Below are 21,620 nucleotides of genomic sequence, written 5' to 3' on the forward strand. Positions count from 1 at the left end.
GTTTAGGTTTAATAAAGATGATCTATCTTTGGGATAAGTTGAACAGCCACGCGTAAATTAGTTTTAGGATAATGAAAAACCATAAAACCGATATTCCGGTATACGATCTGCAAAAATTCAGGCATGTGCATAGGGAAAAAACGACGTCAGATTTTGGTTATAATAATTTAGACAAGGCAAATCATATTGACGGTTTTGAACTGTATTCAAGTGAGGGGCTGATCAGCTCGGTAGGGCCGCTAAAATCAAACTTTTATAGGATAAGCATTACGCTTGAGGGCACACTCGACATGAAAATTGGCCTCGATGTATACCAGCACCAGCCCCGTACCATTTCTTTAACCTATCCTAACCAGGTGTTTGCCAAAAACAACATCAGTGCCGACGCATTTGGTTATTATATGCTGTTCAGTCCTGATTTTTTGAATGAGCTTGTGCCATCCGTTAAAATGGCTGCAGAGTTTCCCTTTTACGATGTATCGGGCACGCCGCTTTTCCGCCTTTCGCAAGACGAGCTTGATACAATAGTTCACTTGATCTTTAATATTAACGACGAGTTGCAGCACAAGGACACGGGCCGGGTAAAAGCCGTAAAGATGTATCTTTATTTAATTTTATTGGCCGCCAAACGAAGCTACGAAAAACAGCAGCTGCACTTAACAACCGATCATACCGACAGCCCGGCTATCGTATCGCGTTTCAGGAAATTGGTGGGTCTTCATTATCTTTCCAAACGGCAAGTATCTGACTATGCCGAACTATTGGCTATCAGCCCCAATCATTTGAACAAAGTGGTGAAGACGGTAACCGCTAAAACAGCATCAGACACCATCAAAGAGATGCTGCTAATGGAAGCGATGTCATTATTGAAATATACCGATCAGTCTGTAGCCGAGATTGCTTACAAGCTTGATTTTAGCGAACCTGCTTCATTTAACCGCTTTTTTAAAGCCGGCACAGCCCAAACGCCATTACATTACCGGCAAAGCATGATTAGATCAACATAAAGCATAAACCGGTATATCCTGCTGCCCTGTATGTCGCCACCTTTGCGTCATACAAAAAACAGCACATGAATACTTCATTTCAAAACAAAAAAATAATTGTTGCCGGCGGTTCATCCGGCATTGGGCTGGCCGTTGCCACACAATTTAAAGAGCAGCAGGCACAGGTAACTATTACAGGGCGTAATGCCGGCAAATTAAAAAGTGCAGAAGAAAAAGGTTTAAAGGCTTTCACTGTTGATAGCAGTAACCGCGAAGAATTGAGTCTGTTCTTTAAAAATCACGGTACTATAGACCACCTGGTAATTTCATTAAGCGGTAGTAAGGGAATCGGCAATTTTTCTGAACTATCATTACAAGTATTACGCGAAGGGTTTGAAGAAAAATATTGGCCGGTTTTAAATACTGTGCAGTCGGCCTTACCATTCATTAACAAAGGTGGCAGCATCACACTTGTTACGGCAATTTCTGCAATAGCAAAATCCCCGGGCACCTCGGGACTTGCAGCAATAAACGGCGCTCTTGAAATAATGATTCCCGTTTGGGCAAAGGAAATAACCAATATCCGCATCAACGCTGTATCGCCGGGTGTAGTTGATACTTCCTGGTGGGACTTTTTACCCGAACACGAGAAAAGCGAAACCTTTAAACAATATGCTGCAAAAATTCCGGCAGGGCGCGTGGGCAGAGCCGATGAAATAGCCAACGCCATATTATTCCTGGCAGGCAACGAGTTTATGACCGGCAAGGTAATAGGCTGCGACGGCGGAATGTCGTAAAACAAAAAAAAGCCCGGTTAAACCAGGCCTTTTCATTTTTATAGGTAGATGTAAATAGATGTCGTATTTATTTAAAACTACCCTGCTGCCGATAGGCAACGGGGTAGTTTTAATACTAGATTAATTTTCTGCGTAAACTGGTTTTGCAATACCGTTATCATAAGCCTTTAAGCTTTTCTTTAATAGCTTACGGGCAACGTGTATGCGGGTTTTTACTGTTCCTATCGGGATCACTAAATGATCGGCAATTTCGTGGTATTTATGGCCCTCAAAATACATGGTGAATGGCACATAATAGTCAGAAGGCAATCTGTCTAATGCTTTCTTCAAGTCATCCATAACAAACTTGGCTTCGCCCTGGTTTTTGGTAGAGCTGAATACCAGGTTAGGTGAGCTGATCTCATCACTCTTGGTAACAAAAGTGTTCATTTTTATAAACCTGCGGTAGTTATTAATAAAGGTATTCTTCATTATTGTGTATAACCACCCTTTTAAATTTGTTCCTTCCTTAAACTTATTGTAATAAGTTATGGCCTTCAACATTGTATCCTGGACAAGGTCGTTAGCATCATCTGCGTCATGGGTAAAGTGTAAGGCATAAGACCTTAGTGAGGTTGCCTGACGTAGTACTAGGGTGTTAAACTCAATCTTTGTCATACTGTTAAAGTTTTGTACTAACACTTAGGCAAGCATAGTGCCATTTACCGTATGCCAAACAGGGCAAAATGTTGTTTACACCAACAATAAGAACAAAAATTCAAGTGTGTAATTATTACACTTAGCTTACAATTAACTAACTGAAAAACAGAGTTGTTAACTGCTATAATTTAAATTTTAAAACAATGTGATGGAAATGTTACTGCAACAGAAATATTATTTGCAGCCGATGAAAATTAGGTGAAATTGTAGTTTAAATAAACTTATTTAACTAATAATATTAACCTCGCGTTGTAGTGTAACGCCAAATTTAGTGTACACACTGTCTATGATTTGCGACGAAAAGTTGTACACTTCTGCTCCGGTTGCGCCGCCATGGTTCACCAAAACCAGCGCCTGGTTTTTCCATGTTCCGGTATTTCCGGCTACTTTTCCCTTCCAGCCGCACTGTTCAATCAGCCAGCCGGCAGCAAGTTTTACCAGGCCGTCACCAGCGGGGTAGTTCACTACATCCGGAAAGCTGGCCTGAACCCTTGCAAATTCATCCGCAGTAATTATCGGATTTTTGAAAAAGCTGCCTGCGTTGCCGATGGTCGAGGGGTCGGGCAGTTTGGATACACGGATATGTGAAACCACCTGCGATACATCTTTTAACGTGGGCGATGTGATGCCACGGTTCTGCAACTCCTGCTCTATGGCCCCGTATTTTAAATTAAAATTGGGGATCATGGATAAATGGAACTTCACAGATACAATAATATACTGCCCCTTCAGCTCATTTTTAAACACGCTCTCGCGGTATTCAAATTTACAATCGGCTTTGGTAAAGGTCTTGAAAGTGCCGGTTGCCAGTTCAAAGGCATTGCAACTGTAGAACACGTCCTTTAGCTCCACACCGTAAGCGCCGATATTTTGAATAGGAGACGCCCCTACCGACCCCGGGATCAAACTTAAATTCTCCAGTCCTGCATATTCGCGGGCTACGCAAAAGTTCACCAGGTCGTTCCATACCTCGCCTGCGCCGGCTTCTACGTACACATCATCTTTACTGATGCGGTGCTCGATGCCCCTGATGTTGATACGAATTACCAGCCCGTCGTAATCATTCAACAGCAGCATATTACTGCCGCCACCTAATATAAGGTGCGGCATTTGCTGCCATTGCGGATCCATAAACAGTTCAACCAGCTCGTCCTTTTTATTGATCTCCACAAAAAAGCGGGCCCGGGCATCAATGCCGAAGGAGTTGAAATTTTTAAGCGATACGTTTTCCTGGATCTGGAGCATGGTGTTTGATGTGCGGATAAGCGGATGTGCAAATATGCGAAATGATGTGCGAATTTCGGATGTGCGGATGTGCGAATGATTTTTTGATTGACGAATACCTGCTGCCAACTGCCAACTCAAAACTGCCAACTGAACTACCCCGCCAATACAGATGCCACTACAATTCCTATCATCGCGCCATCCATCACGGTTACCAGCATGTTGGCGTATTGATGCAGCGGCAAACCCGTGGCCAGCTTAATAGCGACCGTTACTGCGGTAACTAATATCACCTGCAGCCAGAATGCGACAATACCGGCTGCCTTTGTTAGCTCGCCTTTGGGTTGGGCATAATAGGTAATGGCAATTATTATGGCGCCTGCTAACCCGCTGACATATTGCAGCAGGTGGAAAACATACACGCGGTGACCGTAAACATCCACTATTTGGTTTAAGATGGCGAACTGCTGTACAAACATTCCTTTTGGGTGCGTAAACCCGTCCCATACGATGTGCGAGGCCGCACCTATTAATATAGAGATCACAATAGCGATCAAATACCAGCCCGAAAACACATACCTATATCCCCTGAACCAATAGCAGCGGCGGTTAGCGGCTGCCGGCAGGTGTGCTATAAGTTTATCCTTTATAAAAAGCTCGTATATGATCACCAGCACAAATGCCACCGGCAGATCAAACCAGATCATCCCCTCCCAGGTATGGCTGTAACGGCTCACCAGCTTCATCCGGAAGAAATATTCAAAATCGGGCGCCAAACTGCCCATAACCATACCGGTGACCGACAGCCAGCGCTTTGTTAATGCTCCAAAGGGTAAAACTGCGGCAGGATGTGCAAGCGTAAAAGGCATCCCCAAAGATACAATTTGAGCGGTGGGAAATAAATGGGGAAATAGATAGTTTTTTGATTTGATAATACTTCGCATTTAGCGTCGGGATGTCATACTGAGGCACAAGCCTGTCCTGAGTTTATCGAAGGGAAGTACGACGTGCGCAGAGGCCTATCCGCGTGCTCAGCATGGTGCAGAGGCCTTTGCCCACATGCTTCGAGTACCTCAGCATGACACCCCTCTTGTCGTTTATTTATATTTTGGAACTCCCCCTCAAAACATCCTGTCATGTTTATCCCAAACCAGTTTATGGGTATCGTACCCTAAACTTTTGGCCAGCTCCGATCAATATCGAGTTGGCTACTATATTTCGTTATTGAGTTTGACGGTAATTGATAACTTTAATCTATCATTAATAATCAATGCTCATGAATATTTGGAACGTGGTATTGGGAGCAGGTTTAGTTTTATTTGGGATTTGGCTCACTGTAAAAAAGATAAGATTTTTTGCAAGAGGCGAACGGGGCACACTTGGTTACGATGTTAATGGCCTGGGCTTCGGATTTGTATGCATTGTTTGTGGGTTTATATTGATATAAAATATATTTAGCGGTATATAACTATGAGATCAGCAATTCTAATAACCCAGGTGATATTGATATTAGTGTTGTGTTTCTTTTTATTGATCTGGCTAGCGGCCCACGGAAGCGGGCATAAAATACCATTGAATACTGATTTATCTATAGCCTATTCAATCGGAACGGTAATACTGCTATTTATAGTTCTTAATATTATCAAAAGAAAATACAAGGATAAAAGTTAATTCTTTCAAAACATCCTGTCATGCTTATCCCATACCAATTTATCAGTATCGTAGCCTAAACTTTTGGCCAGCTCGAGGTATTTGATTCTTACTGATGGCGGGACAGTTTTCTCGCGCGAAAGGATCCACAGGTAACTCAAATCGTTCCCTGCAATCAGGGCATAGCGGTAATCATGGTCGAGGGCGATCACGTTGTAACCTGCATAAAATGGCCCGAAGAACGAAACCTGCAGGCGGCCCGTATGCTCATCGTTAACAAATTTTGCCTTGCCGGTGCTTTGCTTCCATTCCTTTTTAACATAATTAAAGCCCTGGTTCTTTACGGCTATCAGGCCATCATCGCGCAGGGAATATTCGGCGGTTACGTTATCCAGGTCCTTTTCGTATTTAAAGTCGAGGCGGGCTATCTCGTACCATTTGCCCAGGTATTTTTCCTTATCAAACGGCGTTACGGCCACCGCCCCTTTGGGGATGGAAACACAGGAAGTAAAATTCAAGGCAACCGCTGCCGCACCAATTCCGGCCGCAAGCGCCAGTTGCCAGTTCTTAATTTTCATAACAGATCATTTATGCTGATGGTGTGTAAACCCGTGGTGAAAGGAAATGTTTGATGACAGGAAAAAGGAAGCGACGTCGACAAAGCAAATTTTAATTAAATACTTGATATCTAATTTATTATACAAATATCACCATACCCAACCCCGGCAAAAATCTCAATTTACCTGCAAAAAGCACCAAATTACCAATGTAAACACCTGTTTTGCCCCTGAGAAAAAATTCAATTACGAGGATAAACTCAATTTTGCTCCTGATAAAAAAATCGATTACCAAACCAAACCGGCGTTTTACCCCTGATAAAAAAACCGGTTACGAGGGTGAAACCTCATTTTGCCCCTGATAAAAAACGCGATTACGATATCAAAATGGCCTTTTACCCCTGTGAAAATGCAAAGAAAATGCGTGCATAATGCCGCTGTTTAGCTATAATAAGATGAGAAAGAACAGGATGGAATAAAGATTTATTCGAAATGCCGGCAAGCATTAAACTCGTGCCCCAACTGAAGAAGAGATGAATTAATATCTTTAGCGTGAATGAACTCAAATATAAGCATTTCTCCGGGCATTAATGCTGACACTGTTTTGTCATATAGATAAACTCCCCTACGTCCTTGCGAGTTGTAAAATCCGCTGGATTGCGAAGCTGAAATGACAAGAATGGGGTGTCATGCTGAGGTACAAGCCTGCACTGAGGCTCTCGAAGTGAAGCATGTGGGCAAAGGCCTCTGCACCATGTTGAGCACGCGGATAGGCCACCGCGCACGTCGCCCTTCGAGTGCCTCAGGGTGACACCCCACCCCACCAAGTTGAATATAACTTGTCATGGGTAGTAACGAAGCAATCTATAAGCTGTACAGATAATGGAGTGGGATGTTTTGGAGTGATAGAAGCTGCAGACAGGTACTTAGTTAAGGCATTTACTATAGGCATGCGGGGCCTTAGTAGCGATACCTACATACGTCACCAATATTATCAATTCAGAACTTCAAATGTTGCATACATATTTGGTGTGCCATAAAGCTCCATTTTTAATTTGGGATAATATTGCCCCATTCCCCGGTTGAATAACCATTCCGGGTAAACCTTTCCAATCTTATTCCTGTAATCTTTTTTATTCGCAACTGCTAAAAACCTTTTGCATTCTGCATCGTTGAACGTTTTGACACGATCATTTAAAAAAATGGTATTTAAACACATCATTATATTTACATGGTCTTTGTCTGAAATCGCCGAAAGTTTTCTTGTTAGAAGAAGCCTGGTGGCTCGATCAATTCGTCGATGAAATTCGGCTAACATAATTCGTGTCGGCTTATTACTTGCCGAGTCTAATTCCGGCTGTTGTCCAAAAGACATTTGAACAATAAACAACAGGCCCACAATCAAAATTGATACAGAGGTATACTTCTTGGTTGACATAGTTAATTAACTAAAATCAAACTTCTATATTTTGTGACCATGAAAATTTTAGACGCATGTATTGTCGCTCGTATTGACATTTTAAAATAATCCTGATTCATAACCTGAAAGCAGGGCACAATCGACACGCGCGCGGCAGCGGGTTAACTCCTTCATTTTACCAACTGGTACTCCCTCAGCAATTCCCCTGCAGGCAGGTGTAGTAAGGCGCTGAATTTGCGAATCATAGCCAGGGATAGCGGTTGTTTATAATTCAACACTTTACTCACGGTCCCCTTATCACCGTATACGCTGGCAAGGTCGGCTGCCTTATAGCCGAAATCCACCATGCGGATCTTGATCATCTCGACGGGATCCACTTCAGGCAGATCCCATGTGCTGTTCTCATAGTTTTGGATCAAATGCACCAACAGGAGTTTTTCCTTATGATCTGCTCCTGTTGTTGCATGCTTGATCGCTTCATACCGGGCAACAGCGTTCTCGTACTCTTGTTCGGTTTCTATTAAAAACCATTGTGGTTTTTCGTTCATGTTTTAAATTTTTGTCCGGCTCATACCGAACCCGCATCGATTTTATCATATTCGGTATGGGTTCCAATGAACCTTACTTCTACAATACCGTCGTCATAATCTACCTCAATGATGAGGCGATATTTGTTGCCGACTATCTTGAAACGGGCCCGCCTGGCGGGAATAAGTTTCGCTTTAGGGAAATCAGCTAAAATGTCTGTTCCCTTCTTCCATTTGGCGTCCAGCACAACCTTGCGCCAGGTACTTAAACTGTTAGCGGCGTCTGCGTTTTTCTTCGCAAAATCCTGCAATTTCTTTTGATAGATAATTACCATCTTGTGTTAAAGTTTTCTTTTCCATTTCTTGCCAAGCTTTTATGCGTAAATAAATTAGTTCGGTGTAAGTTAAACTTTATCTCTGAGCCTCACACATCCCGGGACTTTCCCGAGACAAAACAAAGCTAGATAAAAGTTGGCAAACAACCAACTTTATTTTGCTAATTATTAAGCCATCCGTTACTCTTAGAAAATTGGTCTTTTGCATGCGAAGCACTTGTAGCTCCCCGCTACCGCAAGCTTGTCGCTTGTGGCCCGTGTTCAAGTACCCAATTTACCACGCGAAGATTGCCTCAACAACTAAACAAAAAACGTCCGGATGGTTCACCCACTATGAGGAAAGGATATGGACGGACAGTGTGGTGAAAGCAGAAAGGTTAAAACCAAAAACTAAAAAACCTCAGTACTGGCTCGCGATCACCTCCCTGCAAGGCTGGCCTAATGTCACTCCACCATCTTCTCCACCACGGTTTTTTTAGCCCTGCGTTGGCCAAGGTAACGGGTGGGCACGTTGTCGCCGAGGAGTTTGCCCCAGGGCTTGAGCTCGTCGATGCGGTCGAAGATGATTTTGAGGACGGCTACGAACGGCACCGAAAGGAACATGCCCGAGATGCCCCACAAGGCATTGCCCAGCAAAACGATGATGATGGATATAAGCGCGTTGATCTGCACCTTTATGGATACGAAGCGCGGGAAGATGATGTTATTGTCGATAAACTGGATCACCAGGTAGGCGATCACGATGCCGAGCTGGGTGGAATACCCGTCTTTGGTTACCGTGGCTATCAGCACCGGCAGCGCAATGGCAATAATGCCGCCAATATAGGGCAGCATATTCAGGATGGCGCCTAACACCCCCAGCAGGATGGCGTATTTTACACCGAGGATAAGCAACGCCGTAGAATTAAGCGTGGCAACCATCACCATTTCAATAAGCAGGCCCACGATATAGCTTTGGATGGCCATTTTTGTTTCGCGCAGGATCTCGGCAACCTCCTTGCTGTTCTCCTCCTTAAATACCTCGAAAAAGAAGTTCAGGATGAGTGTTTTGTAGAACAGCAGCATAAAAATATAAACCGGCAGCAGAAACACTACGCTGAGCGTACCCAGCACCGTACCCACTGTTTGGCCCAGCACCGCCTGGCTGCTATCCAACGCCTGTTTGATGAACTGCACCTGCTTTTCGGTAGAGATGTTGAACCGCATGTAGATCCACTGTTCCAGCGCGTCGGTAATGCTGATGAACTTTTGCTTCAGTACCGGGAACGACTCGCTGAACTGCGCGATCTGGGTAGATAGAAGGTAGAACAACGCCGTTACAAAAAACAGCGCCAAAAAAAGCGAGATAATAATGGCCAGTGCCTTGGGTACTTTCCAGGCCAGCAGCTTGTTCACCAGCGGATTAAGCAAAATAGCCAGAAACGCCGCAAAAGCCAGCGGCACCATTATAGTGCCCAATACGTTAAAAATATAAACAAGCAGGATGAGCCCGAAAAGGATGACGGTGCTCTTTAAATAAAACGGGTATTCTTTTGCGCGGGCCATAGTATTGCATAAAAGTACAATTAGTTATAATTGTTTTAGCGGGATGCAGGAATTAGTTACCTGATGGAAATATCATTAAAATTTATCACGCTGCCACCGCAAGTTTGCCGTATGTGAGCCGCGTGTAATTCTGCTATTACATTTTTTACTGCTTATAAAAAGCGTCCGGATGGTTCACATGGTATGAGGTAAGTGTGCGGACGGACAGGACATACAGGAGCTTAATACTTAAAAGCGAAAGCCGCCAATCCTACCCGGCAAGCAATCGAAATAAGCAATAAATCACATAGATTTAATATTCAGGTTATAGCGCTTTCCTAATTTCGTTTAACTGTAATTAAACACATAGAGGGTTCAGCTATGAAAAAGTTATTCCTGATTTTAATATTGTTTTTTTTTGCGTTTTATGGATGTAAAAAAACAGGCACAAAGCCTGCAGGTTCAAATCCGCCTACGGGTACAACGCCGCCTGCGCCTACACCATTAAGTATAGTGATCACCAAACTTTCACCTGCAACCTACTTAACTCTTTCTCTTGTGGATAGCGCCGGTGTAAAAATCCTTAGCATACCGGGCAAAAACAACGACACCACTTACGTGATCCCATCTGTTAAAAAAGGAGAGCATTTCGAGGCAAGTATTGTAACCAATATTAGTCCTGCCCCCGGAGTGGACGGCGTGGCTGATGTTCAATTTATTTACAAAGGTGCTGAACTTGCTGGTTTATCCGGTGGTATCTATAATAAAGTCTTTACTGTTGCTATAGATATTCCTTAACCTTGTGCAATTTCGTGGCTCATCATCACGTGCTTGCTGGAAAAGCCTTAGCTAACCCAAAACATCGTTTCAATGTCGTGCCTGATTTCAGCCGGCAAATCCTTATTGACAATATGCACTGCTACGGGGTCTTCACCAACAATTATCACGCAATCCATTATAGTGAACCCGGCGTTTTTAAAGTATTCTTTGTTATGCCGTTCAACCGCCTTAAGGTAGCCCACCGTAAACTCATGCTCCTTCATATTTCATGATTGAGCAATAAAACTAACACTGTATCAACAAATTAAAAATGACGACCGTCATTAAAGAGTATTTTGGCGCATTTTTCTTTCATCAGGTATTTGCGAAGAACAGCCTTTCCCGATCCTACCTGGAAAGTAAGTTTTGAACTATCCGGATCAACGGGTCAATATGCTGTGGCGAGGCGACGGTAAGGTGCAGGTGGCACTGGAAAGTATTTACCACTGTACTGATCGGGTAACTAAACGCGGTGACAAACCACAGGCTTGCAGCAGCCAGTACCACGATAGGAAATACTAATGGCTGTTGAAACCGTGCAGGGTGCCCGTAATATTTTGAGCACATGAAAGGATGCCCCGAAAAACGGGCATGCAGCCTGCAATCTTTAAAGGTGTTCATGATCATTTAACCTATACTCGTTTTTTTTGGTAAACCTAAAAGGATATTAGCGCAACCGGAGCTGCTACCCTTGCCATAATCATCCCTCCGCTTCATCCAGCTGAAATAAAACCTCTACCGTAGTATCAAAAACTTTAGCCATTCGCAGGGCAAGTACCGTGGACGGGATAAATTTCCCGGTTTCAATGGAATTTAATCCCTGCCTGGAGATCCCGATGTGTTTGGCAAGATCAGCCTGTGTCCAGTTCTTTTTGGCGCGTTCAACCTTTATCGTGTTTTTCATACGCCGTATTTGTTTTTTGAAATTAACCAGCCAATAAAATAAAACAGCCAGCAATAGCATAACAGGTACGCATAGCCAAACCAGTCGGGGTTGGGGATACCACACAGGTCCAGCAAAAAAAGGATCATTATCAGCATCGCCATTAATGAAAACCCGATAACAACGGCTTCAAATTGTACGCGCTGCTTCACCTCGTCCATCACCGAAAAGGCTTTGATGTATTTATAAATAAAAATGGCAAAGGTTATTACCGGCACCAAAGCGATAATGAACGACACAGGCTGCACTATTACATGATGCTTTAACAGCCATACTACCGGGATATACGTTGCCCCGTGAATAAGGGCGAAGATAATAGATTGCTGGTTCGCGATTTTTTTAGATTGTTCCATTATTTTAATGTTTAATTACAGCAAAGATAAGTAAACATTTCATATTGTCAAGCAAACATGACAAAAAGACTAGAATAATGGCTATTTGAGGAGAAAGCTAAAAGGCGAAAGCTAAAAGCTGAAAGGGCTTAGTATTGCTTCCGCATGCTTTCCTTAATTTTTTCGCGGTGCTGCTTGCCCCAGGCGCCCAGTTCCTTTAATACGCTTTTTAAGGTTCGGCTATATTCGGTGGCTTCGTAAATAATGCTTACCGGCGTGGTAGGGTATACGTTACGGGTGATAAAGCCATTCAGTTCCAAATCCTTTAGTTCATTGGCCAGCACCTTGGGCGAGATGCCGGTGATGTCATGCTGGATCTCGTTAAAACGCTTTGACGATTGCACCATGGAGAGGATCAATGCCAGCCTCCATTTTCCATTCAGCACATACAGCGCATCAAGCACGTTCCTGAGCGAGCCCGTGCATTCCTCCCGGCTCATAAGGGGTTCATTTTTAATCACCTTCATACCTGCAAAGGTAGTCACTTACCTCAATGTAAGCGCTTTCCTTTGGGTAAGTACTAACTTTTTATCACTTAGTCGCCATAGTTTTGCCCCTGAAAATTAATCAGTAAATACTATGAAACACATACTTCATTTAAAATCGAGCATCCAGGGGGCAGCGTCGTACAGCATTCAATTGGGTAACCATATCGTCGAAAAGATCCAGGAAAAATACCCGGGCAGTACCGTTGAGGAATTAAACCTGGTTGACATCGAAATGCCGCATCTTAACGCTGCCGCACTCCGCACGTTCTTTACTCCCGCAGATCAGCTTACGGATGATGACAAGAAATTGATCCGCCTCTCTGACGACCTGGTTAAAACCCTGTTCGCTGCCGACATTATCGTTATTGGCGCGCCGCTCATCAACTTTACCATCCATTCTGCACTAAAAGCCTGGATAGACCATGTTACCAGGCCGGGCATAACCTTTGGGTATGGCGCTAACGGCCCCATCGGGATGGTAACCGGGAAAAAGGTTTATGTAGCCATGTCATCAGGCGGTGTTTATTCAGAAGGCCCGGGCAAGGCAAACGATTTTGTTGCTCCTTATCTAAAAGCTTTCCTTAGTTTTTTGGGGATGACAGATCAAACGGTGTTCCGTGCCGAGGGCTTAAAAGTGCCGGAAGTAAAAGAACACGCCATGCAAAAGGCAATTGACAGCATCACAATAGACTAGATCTTATTGAACATGCATTTATTTAGCTATTGTATCAACGATCGATATTTTGGGAACATTAAGCAACCTTAAAAACTTTACAGATACGCTTATTGTATAGCCTGGGGGGCTGATGGACAACAAGGACGAACTGCAACATTTTTTTGAAGGTGCAGCCCCCCCTGCCTTCAGCGAACGCAGTTTTATTATAGAAAGTTGTTAAAACGATTGGCCCTATGATTAACCTATCCAAAACATCATTTCAATATCTTGCCTGATTTCAACCGGCAACTCCTCATTGAATACATGTACGGACGGTAATCCATCGAGGATGATCATCACGCAATCCAATATGCTTAGCCGGCAGTTTTCAAAGTAATCTTTGTGTCGCGTTTCAACCTTTTTAAGGTAATCGATGGCAAACTCATAATCTGTCATATAGAAATAAATTGATGAATAAAACTAATTCAGCACCAACAGATAAAAAATGACATCGGTCACTAAAAGATAATTTCGCGTTTTTTTGTCGCTACGCTGGCGATAGTCCAAGATGGGAAAGACCTTAATAGTTACTGCGGTCCGCGTTTAACTGGCAAATTTGCAGCGCAGCAATACTTCCTCACACGTTCCTATAATAATCTACCAGTTCCCGGGGAGTGTATCATGGCTCGCGTTAGCAGTAAATCTTGTGCTTTAAGTGTCCGTCTGTCCATCGGCTATAGGTAAAGGAAGCGGACGGACACCTAAAAACACCCCTCACTGCATAATTTCTCAAAATTCACCTTTATCCTGGTAGTTAAAATTTCAGTTTGTTAAGTATCGTCAATAAAATGTAAACAAATCCAACCAACCGATTTAAACAATTGTTTAAATCAATCGATTGATTAATTTTGAAGCGAATTAAAAATTAATTGACATGGTAGAAACGGGTTTTAGAAAATGGATCATCACCATTACCGTAGTAACAGCATCCTTGCTTGAACTGATAGATACAACAATTGTTAACGTCTCCATCCCGCAGATCCAGGGGAACCTCGGGTCGACCATCACAGATACGGCCTGGGTGGTTACCGGCTATAGCGTAGCCAACGTGATCATATTGCCCATGTCGGGCTGGCTGAGCAGCTTCTTCGGCCGCAAGAACTACTTCATGACCTCCATCATCGTATTTACTATCGCCTCTTTTTTATGCGGCAACTCACACAGCCTTACTGAGCTGGTTTGCTTCAGGATCTTGCAGGGTTTAGCAGGTGGTGGTTTATTATCAACAGCCCAGGCAATCCTTTTAGAGTCGTGGCCTCCTAACCAGGCAGGGACAGCGACAGCTATCTTCGGCTTCGGTGCGGTATTCGGTCCAACTATTGGTCCCACGCTCGGCGGCTATATTAACGACCATGCCTCATGGCAGTGGATCTTTTATGTAAACATCCCCATTGGCTGCCTGGCAGCGGCCTGTACGCTGCTGTTTATAAGGTCGACACCCAGCACCGGTAAAGACAAGCCGATTGACTGGTGGGGAATTGCGCTGCTGGCTGTAGCGGTAGGCAGTTTACAAACCATACTGGAAAAAGGTGAGGATGAAGATTGGTTCTCCACAACTTACATTACCGTATTAACGGTGACCTCAATATTTGGGATCCTGCTTTTTATATGGCGCGAGCTAAGCACCGATCATCCCATTGTTAACTTTAAAATTATGCGGCACCGTAGCTTTTCTACGGGTATGCTTACCTCCTTTATCCTTGGCCTCGGTTTGTATGGCTCCAACTATGTGTTCCCGCTGTTTACGCAAAACCTTTTGGGCTTTTCGGCACAACAGAGCGGATGGATCCTGTTTCCCGGCGGGTTGTTTACGATAGCCACCATGCCTTTTGTAGGTATCATGCTTAATAAGGGAGTGCCCGCCCAATTTATGGCGATAACCGGCATGATCTTATTTTTTATATTTTCATGCATGCTCGGTAATTCAACCCTAACATCGGGTACAGGCGATTTCTTTTGGCCCCTGGCGATAAGAGGTGTAGGCTTAGCGTTACTTTTTGTGCCGCTCACTACATTAGGCCTGGGTGGCTTAAGAGGCCAGGAGATTGGCCAGGGGTCTGGCTTAAATAATATGATGCGGCAACTGGGTGGTTCATTCGGGATAGCCGGGCTAAACACACTGATCCATATCCGGGAGGCCGTTCACCGGAGTACCCTGCTGGAGCATGTCAATCCTTACAACTCCTATTTTACCGAAAGACTGAATGCCTTAACACAGGGATTTATTGCAAAGGGAAAATCGGTGCTTGATGCAACCCATATGGCTTATATGGCCATTGATGGTGCAGTGCAAAAGCAAAGCATCCTGTTAAGTTATATCGATTCATATTGGGTGGTGGGTATTGCTATGCTGTGTGCCATCCCGCTGGTTTTCCTTGCCCCATTTGTTAAAGGACAAAAAGCTGTCGTCGATTCGCATTAAGCTTTTTTTTTTAGATTTATTTGTAAGGCATTGGTTAGCTTTACAAATAATCTAAAATTAAATATGTCTTCAGTTACCGAGGTTTCAACGGAAGAAAAGATAAAGGATGCGGCAAGAAAGATCTTTACCAAAAAGGGATTTTTAGCAACCACTATCCGCGATATTGCTACCGAGGCCGACATCAACATCGCATCTATAAATTATTATTTCAGGAGCAAGGAAAAGCTCTTTGAATTTATAATGGATGAAACCATTGACAAACTCTTCAATAAAATTGAACCGGTTTTAAATAACGAAACCATGGCCATTGATGAAAAGATAGAGCTTTGCGTGGGTTACTATATCGACAATGTACTGGAAAACCCCGACTTCGTTTTTTTTACAGTGAGCGAAGTGATGAGCGGCAGTCTCAACCTAAGCATGGTGAACAAGATGAAATCGCTGGAGAAATCGCACTTCGCCCGGCAGCTAAAGGATTTGCATACCGACGGCAAGATTAGCTTTCACCCGGTTAACCTGCTTTGGAATATTACGGGAATGATCTTCTTCCCATTTTTAACCCGTCCGCGCATGCTGGAATCCGGTTATTTTACCTCCGATGAATTTGTTGCGCTGATGCAGGAACGGAAAAAGTTGATCCCGGTTTGGATGCGGCAGATTATTAATGGTGGATAATAGCGGCGATCCGGCATTGCCATTACGCTACAATGAATAACTCAAACCGGGATACTATCGCAATTTTACCTATAGGTATCCCTGTCCGCCTGCGTCACCTCCATCCACCTACCGGACGGACACCCAATCAACCTTTTTAACTGGTAAAACCACAGGTTGATAAGCGCAATGATCCCCAATAAATATTTATCACAAAATTGTTTGAAATGAGCGCGTTATTGATTACCTTAGTGTAACCAATTATAAACCAGTTAATACAAGGAAGTCATGAAAAAAAAAGCTACCTTAGTTAATCAGCCTGGTAAGACTGAGACTATTAAGTCAGAGTTATCTCCCCGTCAGATCCAAGTTCAAACACTTTACCGCAACCACACCTATTGCGACCATGCGCATGGCCGGGTAAACAGGTATCCGTTCGGTGGGGCACATGGACCGGGTGCGTTTTAAAAGGCGTAACCGATACAGTGGCTAAGCCGGCACCATTGTTGGCAGGGCTCAATGTGTTAAATCACTTCCCGAAGAGGAAAATGAGGTGCTTGCGGACAATTAACTTTTTTGTTCGGGCACGGCTTCTACGCCTGCTACGGGTTTCTCCTCGTAGCCAAACAGGTGTCGTTCTTTAATCATAACGGCAACCTCGGCAGGCACATACTCTTCCCACCCGTGTGCGCCAAGCTTTATCAGCTGCAGCACATTGTCGGTTTGTACGTTAAGGTTACTTTCGGTATAATGGCGAATATCCTCTATCTTATTATTGGCTATCAGGTAGCGGTAAAGGTCAATTAGGTGTGCAGGCGGGTGAAATTTCAAACAGTTGCAAATAACGCCGTCGCGCAGGGTAGGATAAATAAACAGCTTCACCTTACGGCTAAACAGCGTGGCAAACGACTCAAGAATGCCGCCCTCCAGGTCTTTATAATGCTCCTCCGAAAAAATATATTCAAGGTTGGGATAACCCAGCACCATTCCAAGCTTTAATTTGGTGATCTTTGAAAGATAGGCCACCAGCTTATAGTATTCATGAAAATTGGAGATCATTACCGTTTGCCCCAGCGAGCAAAGAATATCCACGCGGTCAAGGAAGTCCTTTTCGTCAATGTCGGCATTTATATCAGCGTCCCTTTCCTTCAGGGCCTGCAGGGTAAGTTCGGTGATTACCATCACGTTGTTCTTGTCTACATCGGGTTCTTCCTTAAATTGCTTCACCCCGGTGCGCAGCATGTCCATGTGTACGTTAATCAGCGGGCGGAACCGGCCACGGATAACAACGATATGCTTTTTATACAACACTTCCGACGGCTGCTGATTTTTACCATCCGGCCCGAATACCGCAGCGTCAGAAAACCCATATTTCACCAGGTGCAGGCTCATCAGGCGGTTGTCCACCTTGTTAAAGCCCGGCCCTTCAAAGCGGATCATATCTATCTGGATGCGATCCTTTGACAGGTCATCCATCAGCGAAAGCAAAAACACCGGCGGATTTTCATGATAGTAGAAGCAGGCATATAAAAGGTTTACCCCCAACACACCAACAGCCTGCTGCTGCATGTTGTTATCATTATCCAGCAACTTTACGTGCAGCACCACATCATTATAGGCGCCATTAGGCTCCAGTTGAAAGCGCACGCCCATCCAGCCATGCCCGTCGTTTGATTTGTGGTAGTTTACTGCGGAAATGGTATCGGCAAAGGCGAAAAAGGTGGTGGAGTCGCCGCGCTGCTTGGCAAGGCGTTCAATCAACAGCCCATACTCGTGCTCCAGCATGGTGATCAGGCGATTTTCACTTACATAGCGACGAACCTGCTGCGCACCATAAATAGCGTCAGAAAAGGTCATATCGTAAGCTGACATTGTTTTGGCGATAGTTCCTGATGATGCACCTGCTTTAAAGAAGTTGGCAGCTACATCCTGCCCGGCGCCAATTTCGGCAAACGAGCCGTAAATTTTATCGTTAAGATTAATGGCCAGCGCTTTTTGTTTGGTTCCGATTTCTGTATTATGAGCGATGTTCATACCTCTTAATTTTTATTAACGATTGCCAATGCGCGAAGATACCTAAAAATACGTTTTTATTAGCTAAAACCATACCCAAATCGTTACATTATGTTTATGTTAAGTCATCCTTTCATTCAAATGCAATGCCTACTTTTGATCGTCATTTCTATAGTACCATGAAAAACAAACTCTCCATCTGCTTCGCCGCGTTAACCATAAGTTTACATACGCTTGCGCAAACACCCGGAAAAATTGCCGCCACCAACCAGGTATTATTACCCAACGGCTGGAAGCTGAGCCCCGCAGGCAGGGCATTACCACTTGGCGATTTGCCTTTAAACATGCAGATCTCGGCATCGGGCAGGTTAATGGCGGTTACCAATAATGGTCAAAGCACTCAATCCATCCAGCTTATCGACCCAAAAACAGAACGGCAACTGGATGAACGCATTATAAAAAAGGCGTGGTATGGTTTGGCATTCAGTCATGATGAAAAAACGCTGTATGCATCGGGAGGAAATGATAACCGCATCCTGGCTTACGCGATAAAAGACAATAAAATAGGCGCCGCCGATACCATAAAGCTGGGCGCAAGCTGGCCTAAAGACAAGATCTGCACTACAGGCATCGCCGTAAATAAAAGCAATAGCCGGCTGTATACCGTTACCAAGGAGGATAGCGCCCTGTATGTGATTGATCGTACAAGCCGCAAGGTAATCAAGCGCATCAAGCTGGCTGCAGAGGCTTACAGCTGCGTCCTCTCGCCTGATGAAAGAACTTTGTACATTTCCATCTGGGGCGGCGAAGAGGTAAGCTGCTACAGCACAGTTACCGGCACTGTCACCAGCATAAAAACAGGCAATCACCCCAATGAACTGCTGTTAAATAAAAAAGGCACGCTTCTTTTCGTTGCTAACGCGAATGACAATTCCGTTTGCATCATCAACACCATTACCCATAAAACTTTAGAGGTTGTTTCAACATCCCTATACCCTACCCGGTTAACCGGCTCAACCACAAACGGACTGGCCCTATCCCCCAGCGAAAAAACGCTGTACATAGCCAATGCCGACAACAACTGCCTGGCAGTATTTGATATTACCAAACCCGGCAATAGCCAAAGCAAGGGCTTTGTGCCGGTGGGCTGGTACCCTACCAATGTAAAAACGCTGGGCAATAAAATATTTGTAGCCAACGGCAAGGGCTTTACCTCTATGGCTAACCCCAAGGGCCCACAACCGGTAAAAAAGACCGACAACAGCGGCTACCAAAAGGGTGCGGTTAACAGCAGGGAACAATACATCGGCGGCTTATTTAAGGGCACGCTTTCCATTATAGATGCCCCTGCCGAACTTCAGCTTAAAACTTATACAAAACAGGTTTATGCCAACACGCCATTCAATAACAAAATAGCGGCGACAGCGGCCGGCGAGGCTGGCAATCCTATTCCAAGAAAAAGGGGTGAGAAATCGCCGATAAAGCATGTGTTCTACATCATCAAGGAAAACCGCACGTACGACCAGGTTTTAGGCGATATGCCGCAGGGCAATGGCGATACCTCGCTTTGTATCTTCGGCCAAAAGGTTACGCCAAACCACCATGCTATTGCCGGTGAGTTTGCCTTGCTGGATAATTTTTATGTAGATGCCGAGGTTAGTGCAGACGGGCACAACTGGAGCACGGCAGCATACGCTACTGATTTTATCGAGAAAACATGGCCAACAAGCTATGGTGGTCGCGGAGGGAACTATGACAGCGAGGGCACCCGCAAAGTCGGGGATCCGCGCGATGGTTACATTTGGGATTATTGTAAACGCGCAGGCGTAACTTACCGCACCTACGGCGAATTTGCCGATGATGGCAAGCCAAATATCAAGGTACTAAAGGATCATTATTGCCTGCAGGCGCCCAGCTTCGACCTGGACATTACCGATATAAAACGTTCTGAAGTTTGGGCACATGATTTTGATTCGCTGCTCGCCATAAACGCAGTGCCGCAATTCAACACCGTACGCATCTGTAACGACCATACCAGCGGACAAAAAAAGGGCGCCATCTCTCCCATCGCTGCTGTTGCTGACAACGACCAGGGCATAGGCCGTTTTTTAGATCATCTTTCGCACAGTTCCATATGGAAAGAATCGGTAGTTTTTATTTTGGAGGATGACGCCCAAAACGGCCCCGACCATATTGATGCGCACCGTTCGCCTGTTTTTGTTGCCGGGCCTTATGTAAAACGCAATGCAGTTGTACACAGCATGTATTCTACCTCTGGCGTATTGCGCACCATAGAACTGATCCTGGGCCTGCCGCCGATGAGCCAGTATGATGCTGCAGCACTACCCATGTACGAATGCTTTACCAGCAAACCCGATTTTTCGCCCTATAATGCCAAACCTGCACAAGTTAACCTGGAGCAACGCAACATTGCCGACAACAAAAGCAGCCTGCGTTCGGCTCACTTTAACTTCGCCAAAGAAGATGCCGTGCCTGATTTGGATTTGAATGAGGTGATCTGGAAATACGTAAAAGGCGAAAACGCCACAATGCCGGCACCGAAACGCAGCGCATTTGTGATTTTGGAGAAAAAGAAAAAGGATGACGATTAGCCCCCTAACCCCCTAAAGGGGGAATAGAATGAATTTTTGTATATACAACGTAAGAATATTGGGTTACAACGGCAGGATCCGGATGCGGCTTTTATCTTCATCAATAACTAGCAAGGCTCCTTTATCAAACAAGTCAGCATACGCTAATAAAGCCGGGATTACCATTTTACTTAAATGCGGTACAGTTACATTTTGAGTTCTAACTTGTATCACGCTTGGCTTTTCAGATTTAGTGAGAGCCAATGCCGTTCCAAAGTCAAGGTCGTGTGTAAAAACAATATGGTTGTTTTGCCTCGCCCAGTTCATATCAAACCATCAGGAGCATCAAACGCACCTACTGTGGACCAATGAACAGCTTCTATGTCATGAAATTTAAACTCCTGTACCCATTCAGGAGATAAATTCATATCGATAAGTATTTTCATGCACTGGTTAATGGCACTTCAATTTCCTCAGAGCGCCACGCAGCATAAGCCAGGGCCTGCATAAGGTCATCATGCTGGAGGTAAGGGTACATTTTCAAGATCTCTTCTTCAGAAAGGCCGGAAGCAAGCAGGCCAATAACTGTGCCTACTGTCATTCGCAATCCCCTGATACAGGGCTTTCCCCCCATTATTTCCGGGTTAAGTGTAATTCTCTCTAAGTTTTTCATCCCCCTACTTATTTACTATTAACAAAAATAATATATTAATTCTATTTTTTAATCGCTGCCGCGGGTTTAGCGCAGCGTAACCCGTGGTGCGGCATATTGCAAGCTTTCAGCTTGCACTGGCAAATAAAACCAATGCCAATTTTGCATCTTTCCTTTTCAAAAACAAATTCATAATTTAGAAAGTTTTAAAA

The 21,620-nt window shown here is 44.4% G+C and carries 26 protein-coding genes; 8 read left to right on the forward strand and 18 right to left on the reverse strand.

The genetic code is table 11. From position 1 onward, the window contains the following. Positions 1 to 71: 71 nt before the first annotated feature. Both KXD93_RS15480 and KXD93_RS15485 read left to right on the forward strand, forming a co-directional pair. The gene (locus tag KXD93_RS15480; RefSeq protein ID WP_258138108.1) at positions 72 to 1,007 is read left to right on the forward strand and encodes a helix-turn-helix domain-containing protein; all 936 of its coding nucleotides are present in this window, start codon (positions 72 to 74) and stop codon (positions 1,005 to 1,007) included. Positions 1,008 to 1,072: 65 nt separating this feature from the next. Further along, positions 1,073 to 1,783, forward strand: a complete 711-nt coding sequence (locus KXD93_RS15485) for an SDR family oxidoreductase (RefSeq protein ID WP_258138109.1) — start codon at positions 1,073 to 1,075, stop codon at positions 1,781 to 1,783. 120 nt (positions 1,784 to 1,903) lie between these two features. Here KXD93_RS15485 and KXD93_RS15490 read toward each other — a convergent pair whose 3' ends face one another. The 3 genes from KXD93_RS15490 to KXD93_RS15500 form a co-directional block, all read right to left on the reverse strand. Beyond that, on the reverse strand, positions 1,904 to 2,440 hold the full coding sequence (locus tag KXD93_RS15490) for an RNA polymerase sigma factor (protein WP_258138110.1): 537 nt from the start codon (positions 2,438 to 2,440) through the stop codon (positions 1,904 to 1,906). A gap of 267 nt (positions 2,441 to 2,707) precedes the next feature. After that, positions 2,708 to 3,727 (reverse strand): UDP-N-acetylmuramate dehydrogenase, encoded by a 1,020-nt coding sequence (gene murB, locus KXD93_RS15495; protein ID WP_258138612.1) that lies wholly within the window; start codon positions 3,725 to 3,727, stop codon positions 2,708 to 2,710. A 134-nt stretch (positions 3,728 to 3,861) separates the two neighbouring features. After that, positions 3,862 to 4,575, reverse strand: a complete 714-nt coding sequence (locus KXD93_RS15500) for a DUF4184 family protein (RefSeq protein WP_258138111.1) — start codon at positions 4,573 to 4,575, stop codon at positions 3,862 to 3,864. Between the two features lie 401 nt (positions 4,576 to 4,976). On the opposite strand from KXD93_RS15500, the gene KXD93_RS15505 reads away from it, so the two are divergent. Further along, the gene (locus KXD93_RS15505) at positions 4,977 to 5,153 is read left to right on the forward strand and encodes a hypothetical protein (protein ID WP_258138112.1); all 177 of its coding nucleotides are present in this window, start codon (positions 4,977 to 4,979) and stop codon (positions 5,151 to 5,153) included. A 229-nt stretch (positions 5,154 to 5,382) separates the two neighbouring features. On the opposite strand, the gene KXD93_RS15510 is transcribed toward KXD93_RS15505, so the two are convergent. The 5 genes from KXD93_RS15510 to KXD93_RS15530 all read right to left on the reverse strand — a co-directional run bounded on the left by KXD93_RS15510 (position 5,383) and on the right by KXD93_RS15530 (position 9,740). Further along, on the reverse strand, positions 5,383 to 5,934 hold the full coding sequence (locus KXD93_RS15510) for a lipocalin family protein (protein WP_258138113.1): 552 nt from the start codon (positions 5,932 to 5,934) through the stop codon (positions 5,383 to 5,385). Between the two features lie 973 nt (positions 5,935 to 6,907). After that, the gene (locus KXD93_RS15515) at positions 6,908 to 7,351 is read right to left on the reverse strand and encodes a hypothetical protein (RefSeq protein ID WP_258138114.1); all 444 of its coding nucleotides are present in this window, start codon (positions 7,349 to 7,351) and stop codon (positions 6,908 to 6,910) included. Between the two features lie 152 nt (positions 7,352 to 7,503). Next, the gene (locus tag KXD93_RS15520) at positions 7,504 to 7,881 is read right to left on the reverse strand and encodes a helix-turn-helix domain-containing protein (protein ID WP_258138115.1); all 378 of its coding nucleotides are present in this window, start codon (positions 7,879 to 7,881) and stop codon (positions 7,504 to 7,506) included. A gap of 20 nt (positions 7,882 to 7,901) precedes the next feature. After that, a complete protein-coding gene (locus KXD93_RS15525) occupies positions 7,902 to 8,195 on the reverse strand; it encodes a type II toxin-antitoxin system HigB family toxin (RefSeq protein WP_258138116.1) in 294 nt (97 codons plus the stop codon). A 444-nt stretch (positions 8,196 to 8,639) separates the two neighbouring features. Then, on the reverse strand, positions 8,640 to 9,740 hold the full coding sequence (locus KXD93_RS15530; protein WP_258138117.1) for an AI-2E family transporter: 1,101 nt from the start codon (positions 9,738 to 9,740) through the stop codon (positions 8,640 to 8,642). A gap of 360 nt (positions 9,741 to 10,100) precedes the next feature. Here KXD93_RS15530 and KXD93_RS15535 point away from each other — a divergent pair, with 360 nt between their 5' ends. After that, the gene (locus KXD93_RS15535) at positions 10,101 to 10,517 is read left to right on the forward strand and encodes a hypothetical protein (RefSeq protein ID WP_258138118.1); all 417 of its coding nucleotides are present in this window, start codon (positions 10,101 to 10,103) and stop codon (positions 10,515 to 10,517) included. Between the two features lie 47 nt (positions 10,518 to 10,564). Here the strand turns inward: KXD93_RS15535 and KXD93_RS15540 are convergent, their stop codons facing one another. The 5 genes from KXD93_RS15540 to KXD93_RS15560 all read right to left on the reverse strand — a co-directional run bounded on the left by KXD93_RS15540 (position 10,565) and on the right by KXD93_RS15560 (position 12,340). Then, entirely contained in the window at positions 10,565 to 10,762 is a 198-nt protein-coding gene (locus KXD93_RS15540; protein WP_258138119.1) for a hypothetical protein, read from the reverse strand. A gap of 124 nt (positions 10,763 to 10,886) precedes the next feature. Further along, entirely contained in the window at positions 10,887 to 11,159 is a 273-nt protein-coding gene (locus KXD93_RS15545; protein WP_258138120.1) for a hypothetical protein, read from the reverse strand. Positions 11,160 to 11,238: 79 nt separating this feature from the next. Continuing rightward, the gene (locus tag KXD93_RS15550) at positions 11,239 to 11,442 is read right to left on the reverse strand and encodes a helix-turn-helix transcriptional regulator (protein ID WP_258138122.1); all 204 of its coding nucleotides are present in this window, start codon (positions 11,440 to 11,442) and stop codon (positions 11,239 to 11,241) included. Further along, on the reverse strand, positions 11,439 to 11,834 hold the full coding sequence (locus KXD93_RS15555) for a hypothetical protein (protein WP_258138123.1): 396 nt from the start codon (positions 11,832 to 11,834) through the stop codon (positions 11,439 to 11,441). Before KXD93_RS15555 ends, KXD93_RS15550 begins: the two co-directional genes overlap by 4 nt. A 128-nt stretch (positions 11,835 to 11,962) precedes the next feature. Continuing rightward, positions 11,963 to 12,340 carry a winged helix-turn-helix transcriptional regulator gene (locus KXD93_RS15560; protein ID WP_258138124.1) on the reverse strand — a complete coding sequence of 126 codons (378 nt, stop codon included), beginning with the start codon at positions 12,338 to 12,340 and terminating at the stop codon, positions 11,963 to 11,965. A 112-nt stretch (positions 12,341 to 12,452) separates the two neighbouring features. On the opposite strand from KXD93_RS15560, the gene KXD93_RS15565 reads away from it, so the two are divergent. Then, positions 12,453 to 13,055 carry an FMN-dependent NADH-azoreductase gene (locus tag KXD93_RS15565; RefSeq protein WP_258138126.1) on the forward strand — a complete coding sequence of 201 codons (603 nt, stop codon included), beginning with the start codon at positions 12,453 to 12,455 and terminating at the stop codon, positions 13,053 to 13,055. A gap of 219 nt (positions 13,056 to 13,274) precedes the next feature. On the opposite strand, the gene KXD93_RS15570 is transcribed toward KXD93_RS15565, so the two are convergent. Beyond that, complete coding sequence (locus tag KXD93_RS15570; protein ID WP_258138127.1) at positions 13,275 to 13,472, reverse strand: hypothetical protein; 198 nt, start codon at positions 13,470 to 13,472, stop codon at positions 13,275 to 13,277. A 478-nt stretch (positions 13,473 to 13,950) separates the two neighbouring features. Between KXD93_RS15570 and KXD93_RS15575 the strand changes: the two genes are divergently transcribed. Both KXD93_RS15575 and KXD93_RS15580 read left to right on the forward strand, forming a co-directional pair. Beyond that, positions 13,951 to 15,498, forward strand: coding sequence for a DHA2 family efflux MFS transporter permease subunit (locus tag KXD93_RS15575; protein ID WP_258138128.1), 1,548 nt, complete (start codon positions 13,951 to 13,953; stop codon positions 15,496 to 15,498). Between the two features lie 63 nt (positions 15,499 to 15,561). Next, on the forward strand, positions 15,562 to 16,173 hold the full coding sequence (locus tag KXD93_RS15580; protein ID WP_258138129.1) for a TetR/AcrR family transcriptional regulator: 612 nt from the start codon (positions 15,562 to 15,564) through the stop codon (positions 16,171 to 16,173). A gap of 546 nt (positions 16,174 to 16,719) precedes the next feature. Here KXD93_RS15580 and KXD93_RS15585 read toward each other — a convergent pair. Further along, positions 16,720 to 18,186, reverse strand: a complete 1,467-nt coding sequence (locus KXD93_RS15585) for a TonB-dependent receptor (RefSeq protein WP_258138131.1) — start codon at positions 18,184 to 18,186, stop codon at positions 16,720 to 16,722. Positions 18,187 to 18,257: 71 nt separating this feature from the next. Between KXD93_RS15585 and KXD93_RS15590 the strand changes: the two genes are divergently transcribed. Continuing rightward, positions 18,258 to 20,777: a bifunctional YncE family protein/alkaline phosphatase family protein gene (locus KXD93_RS15590; protein ID WP_258138613.1), complete on the forward strand. Its 2,520-nt coding sequence runs from the start codon at positions 18,258 to 18,260 to the stop codon at positions 20,775 to 20,777. Positions 20,778 to 20,840: 63 nt separating this feature from the next. On the opposite strand, the gene KXD93_RS15595 is transcribed toward KXD93_RS15590, so the two are convergent. Genes KXD93_RS15595 through KXD93_RS15600 form a run of 3 tightly spaced genes read right to left on the reverse strand, consistent with a single transcriptional unit; the run spans position 20,841 to position 21,429 of the window. Next, positions 20,841 to 21,083 carry a DUF5615 family PIN-like protein gene (locus KXD93_RS15595; RefSeq protein ID WP_258138133.1) on the reverse strand — a complete coding sequence of 81 codons (243 nt, stop codon included), beginning with the start codon at positions 21,081 to 21,083 and terminating at the stop codon, positions 20,841 to 20,843. After that, positions 21,080 to 21,184 (reverse strand): hypothetical protein, encoded by a 105-nt coding sequence (locus KXD93_RS30630; protein ID WP_373417361.1) that lies wholly within the window; start codon positions 21,182 to 21,184, stop codon positions 21,080 to 21,082. Before KXD93_RS30630 ends, KXD93_RS15595 begins: the two co-directional genes overlap by 4 nt. A 14-nt stretch (positions 21,185 to 21,198) precedes the next feature. Continuing rightward, positions 21,199 to 21,429, reverse strand: coding sequence for a DUF433 domain-containing protein (locus KXD93_RS15600; RefSeq protein ID WP_258138134.1), 231 nt, complete (start codon positions 21,427 to 21,429; stop codon positions 21,199 to 21,201). Between the last annotated feature and the right edge of the window lie 191 nt (positions 21,430 to 21,620).

The sequence above is a fragment of the Mucilaginibacter phenanthrenivorans genome, from assembly GCF_024721155.1.
Taxonomy (GTDB): Bacteria; Bacteroidota; Bacteroidia; order Sphingobacteriales; family Sphingobacteriaceae; genus Mucilaginibacter; species Mucilaginibacter phenanthrenivorans.

Bases quoted from the DNA above. Each gene is read 5' to 3' on its own strand.
- KXD93_RS15555 (WP_258138123.1), bottom strand. From the start codon at position 11,834: ATGGAACAATCTAAAAAAATCGCGAACCAGCAATCTATTATCTTCGCC.
- KXD93_RS15570 (WP_258138127.1), bottom strand. From the start codon at position 13,472: ATGACAGATTATGAGTTTGCCATCGATTACCTTAAAAAGGTTGAAACG.
- KXD93_RS15600 (WP_258138134.1), bottom strand. From the start codon at position 21,429: ATGAAAAACTTAGAGAGAATTACACTTAACCCGGAAATAATGGGGGGA.
- KXD93_RS15490 (WP_258138110.1), bottom strand. From the start codon at position 2,440: ATGACAAAGATTGAGTTTAACACCCTAGTACTACGTCAGGCAACCTCA.
- KXD93_RS15480 (WP_258138108.1), top strand. From the start codon at position 72: ATGAAAAACCATAAAACCGATATTCCGGTATACGATCTGCAAAAATTC.
- KXD93_RS15580 (WP_258138129.1), top strand. From the start codon at position 15,562: ATGTCTTCAGTTACCGAGGTTTCAACGGAAGAAAAGATAAAGGATGCG.
- KXD93_RS15515 (WP_258138114.1), bottom strand. From the start codon at position 7,351: ATGTCAACCAAGAAGTATACCTCTGTATCAATTTTGATTGTGGGCCTG.
- KXD93_RS15560 (WP_258138124.1), bottom strand. From the start codon at position 12,340: ATGAAGGTGATTAAAAATGAACCCCTTATGAGCCGGGAGGAATGCACG.
- KXD93_RS15530 (WP_258138117.1), bottom strand. From the start codon at position 9,740: ATGGCCCGCGCAAAAGAATACCCGTTTTATTTAAAGAGCACCGTCATC.
- KXD93_RS30630 (WP_373417361.1), bottom strand. From the start codon at position 21,184: ATGAATTTATCTCCTGAATGGGTACAGGAGTTTAAATTTCATGACATA.
- murB (WP_258138612.1), bottom strand. From the start codon at position 3,727: ATGCTCCAGATCCAGGAAAACGTATCGCTTAAAAATTTCAACTCCTTC.
- KXD93_RS15510 (WP_258138113.1), bottom strand. From the start codon at position 5,934: ATGAAAATTAAGAACTGGCAACTGGCGCTTGCGGCCGGAATTGGTGCG.
- KXD93_RS15595 (WP_258138133.1), bottom strand. From the start codon at position 21,083: ATGAACTGGGCGAGGCAAAACAACCATATTGTTTTTACACACGACCTT.
- KXD93_RS15520 (WP_258138115.1), bottom strand. From the start codon at position 7,881: ATGAACGAAAAACCACAATGGTTTTTAATAGAAACCGAACAAGAGTAC.
- KXD93_RS15575 (WP_258138128.1), top strand. From the start codon at position 13,951: ATGGTAGAAACGGGTTTTAGAAAATGGATCATCACCATTACCGTAGTA.
- KXD93_RS15545 (WP_258138120.1), bottom strand. From the start codon at position 11,159: ATGAACACCTTTAAAGATTGCAGGCTGCATGCCCGTTTTTCGGGGCAT.
- KXD93_RS15585 (WP_258138131.1), bottom strand. From the start codon at position 18,186: ATGAACATCGCTCATAATACAGAAATCGGAACCAAACAAAAAGCGCTG.
- KXD93_RS15550 (WP_258138122.1), bottom strand. From the start codon at position 11,442: ATGAAAAACACGATAAAGGTTGAACGCGCCAAAAAGAACTGGACACAG.
- KXD93_RS15505 (WP_258138112.1), top strand. From the start codon at position 4,977: ATGCTCATGAATATTTGGAACGTGGTATTGGGAGCAGGTTTAGTTTTA.
- KXD93_RS15540 (WP_258138119.1), bottom strand. From the start codon at position 10,762: ATGAAGGAGCATGAGTTTACGGTGGGCTACCTTAAGGCGGTTGAACGG.
- KXD93_RS15525 (WP_258138116.1), bottom strand. From the start codon at position 8,195: ATGGTAATTATCTATCAAAAGAAATTGCAGGATTTTGCGAAGAAAAAC.
- KXD93_RS15485 (WP_258138109.1), top strand. From the start codon at position 1,073: ATGAATACTTCATTTCAAAACAAAAAAATAATTGTTGCCGGCGGTTCA.
- KXD93_RS15535 (WP_258138118.1), top strand. From the start codon at position 10,101: ATGAAAAAGTTATTCCTGATTTTAATATTGTTTTTTTTTGCGTTTTAT.
- KXD93_RS15500 (WP_258138111.1), bottom strand. From the start codon at position 4,575: ATGCCTTTTACGCTTGCACATCCTGCCGCAGTTTTACCCTTTGGAGCA.
- KXD93_RS15565 (WP_258138126.1), top strand. From the start codon at position 12,453: ATGAAACACATACTTCATTTAAAATCGAGCATCCAGGGGGCAGCGTCG.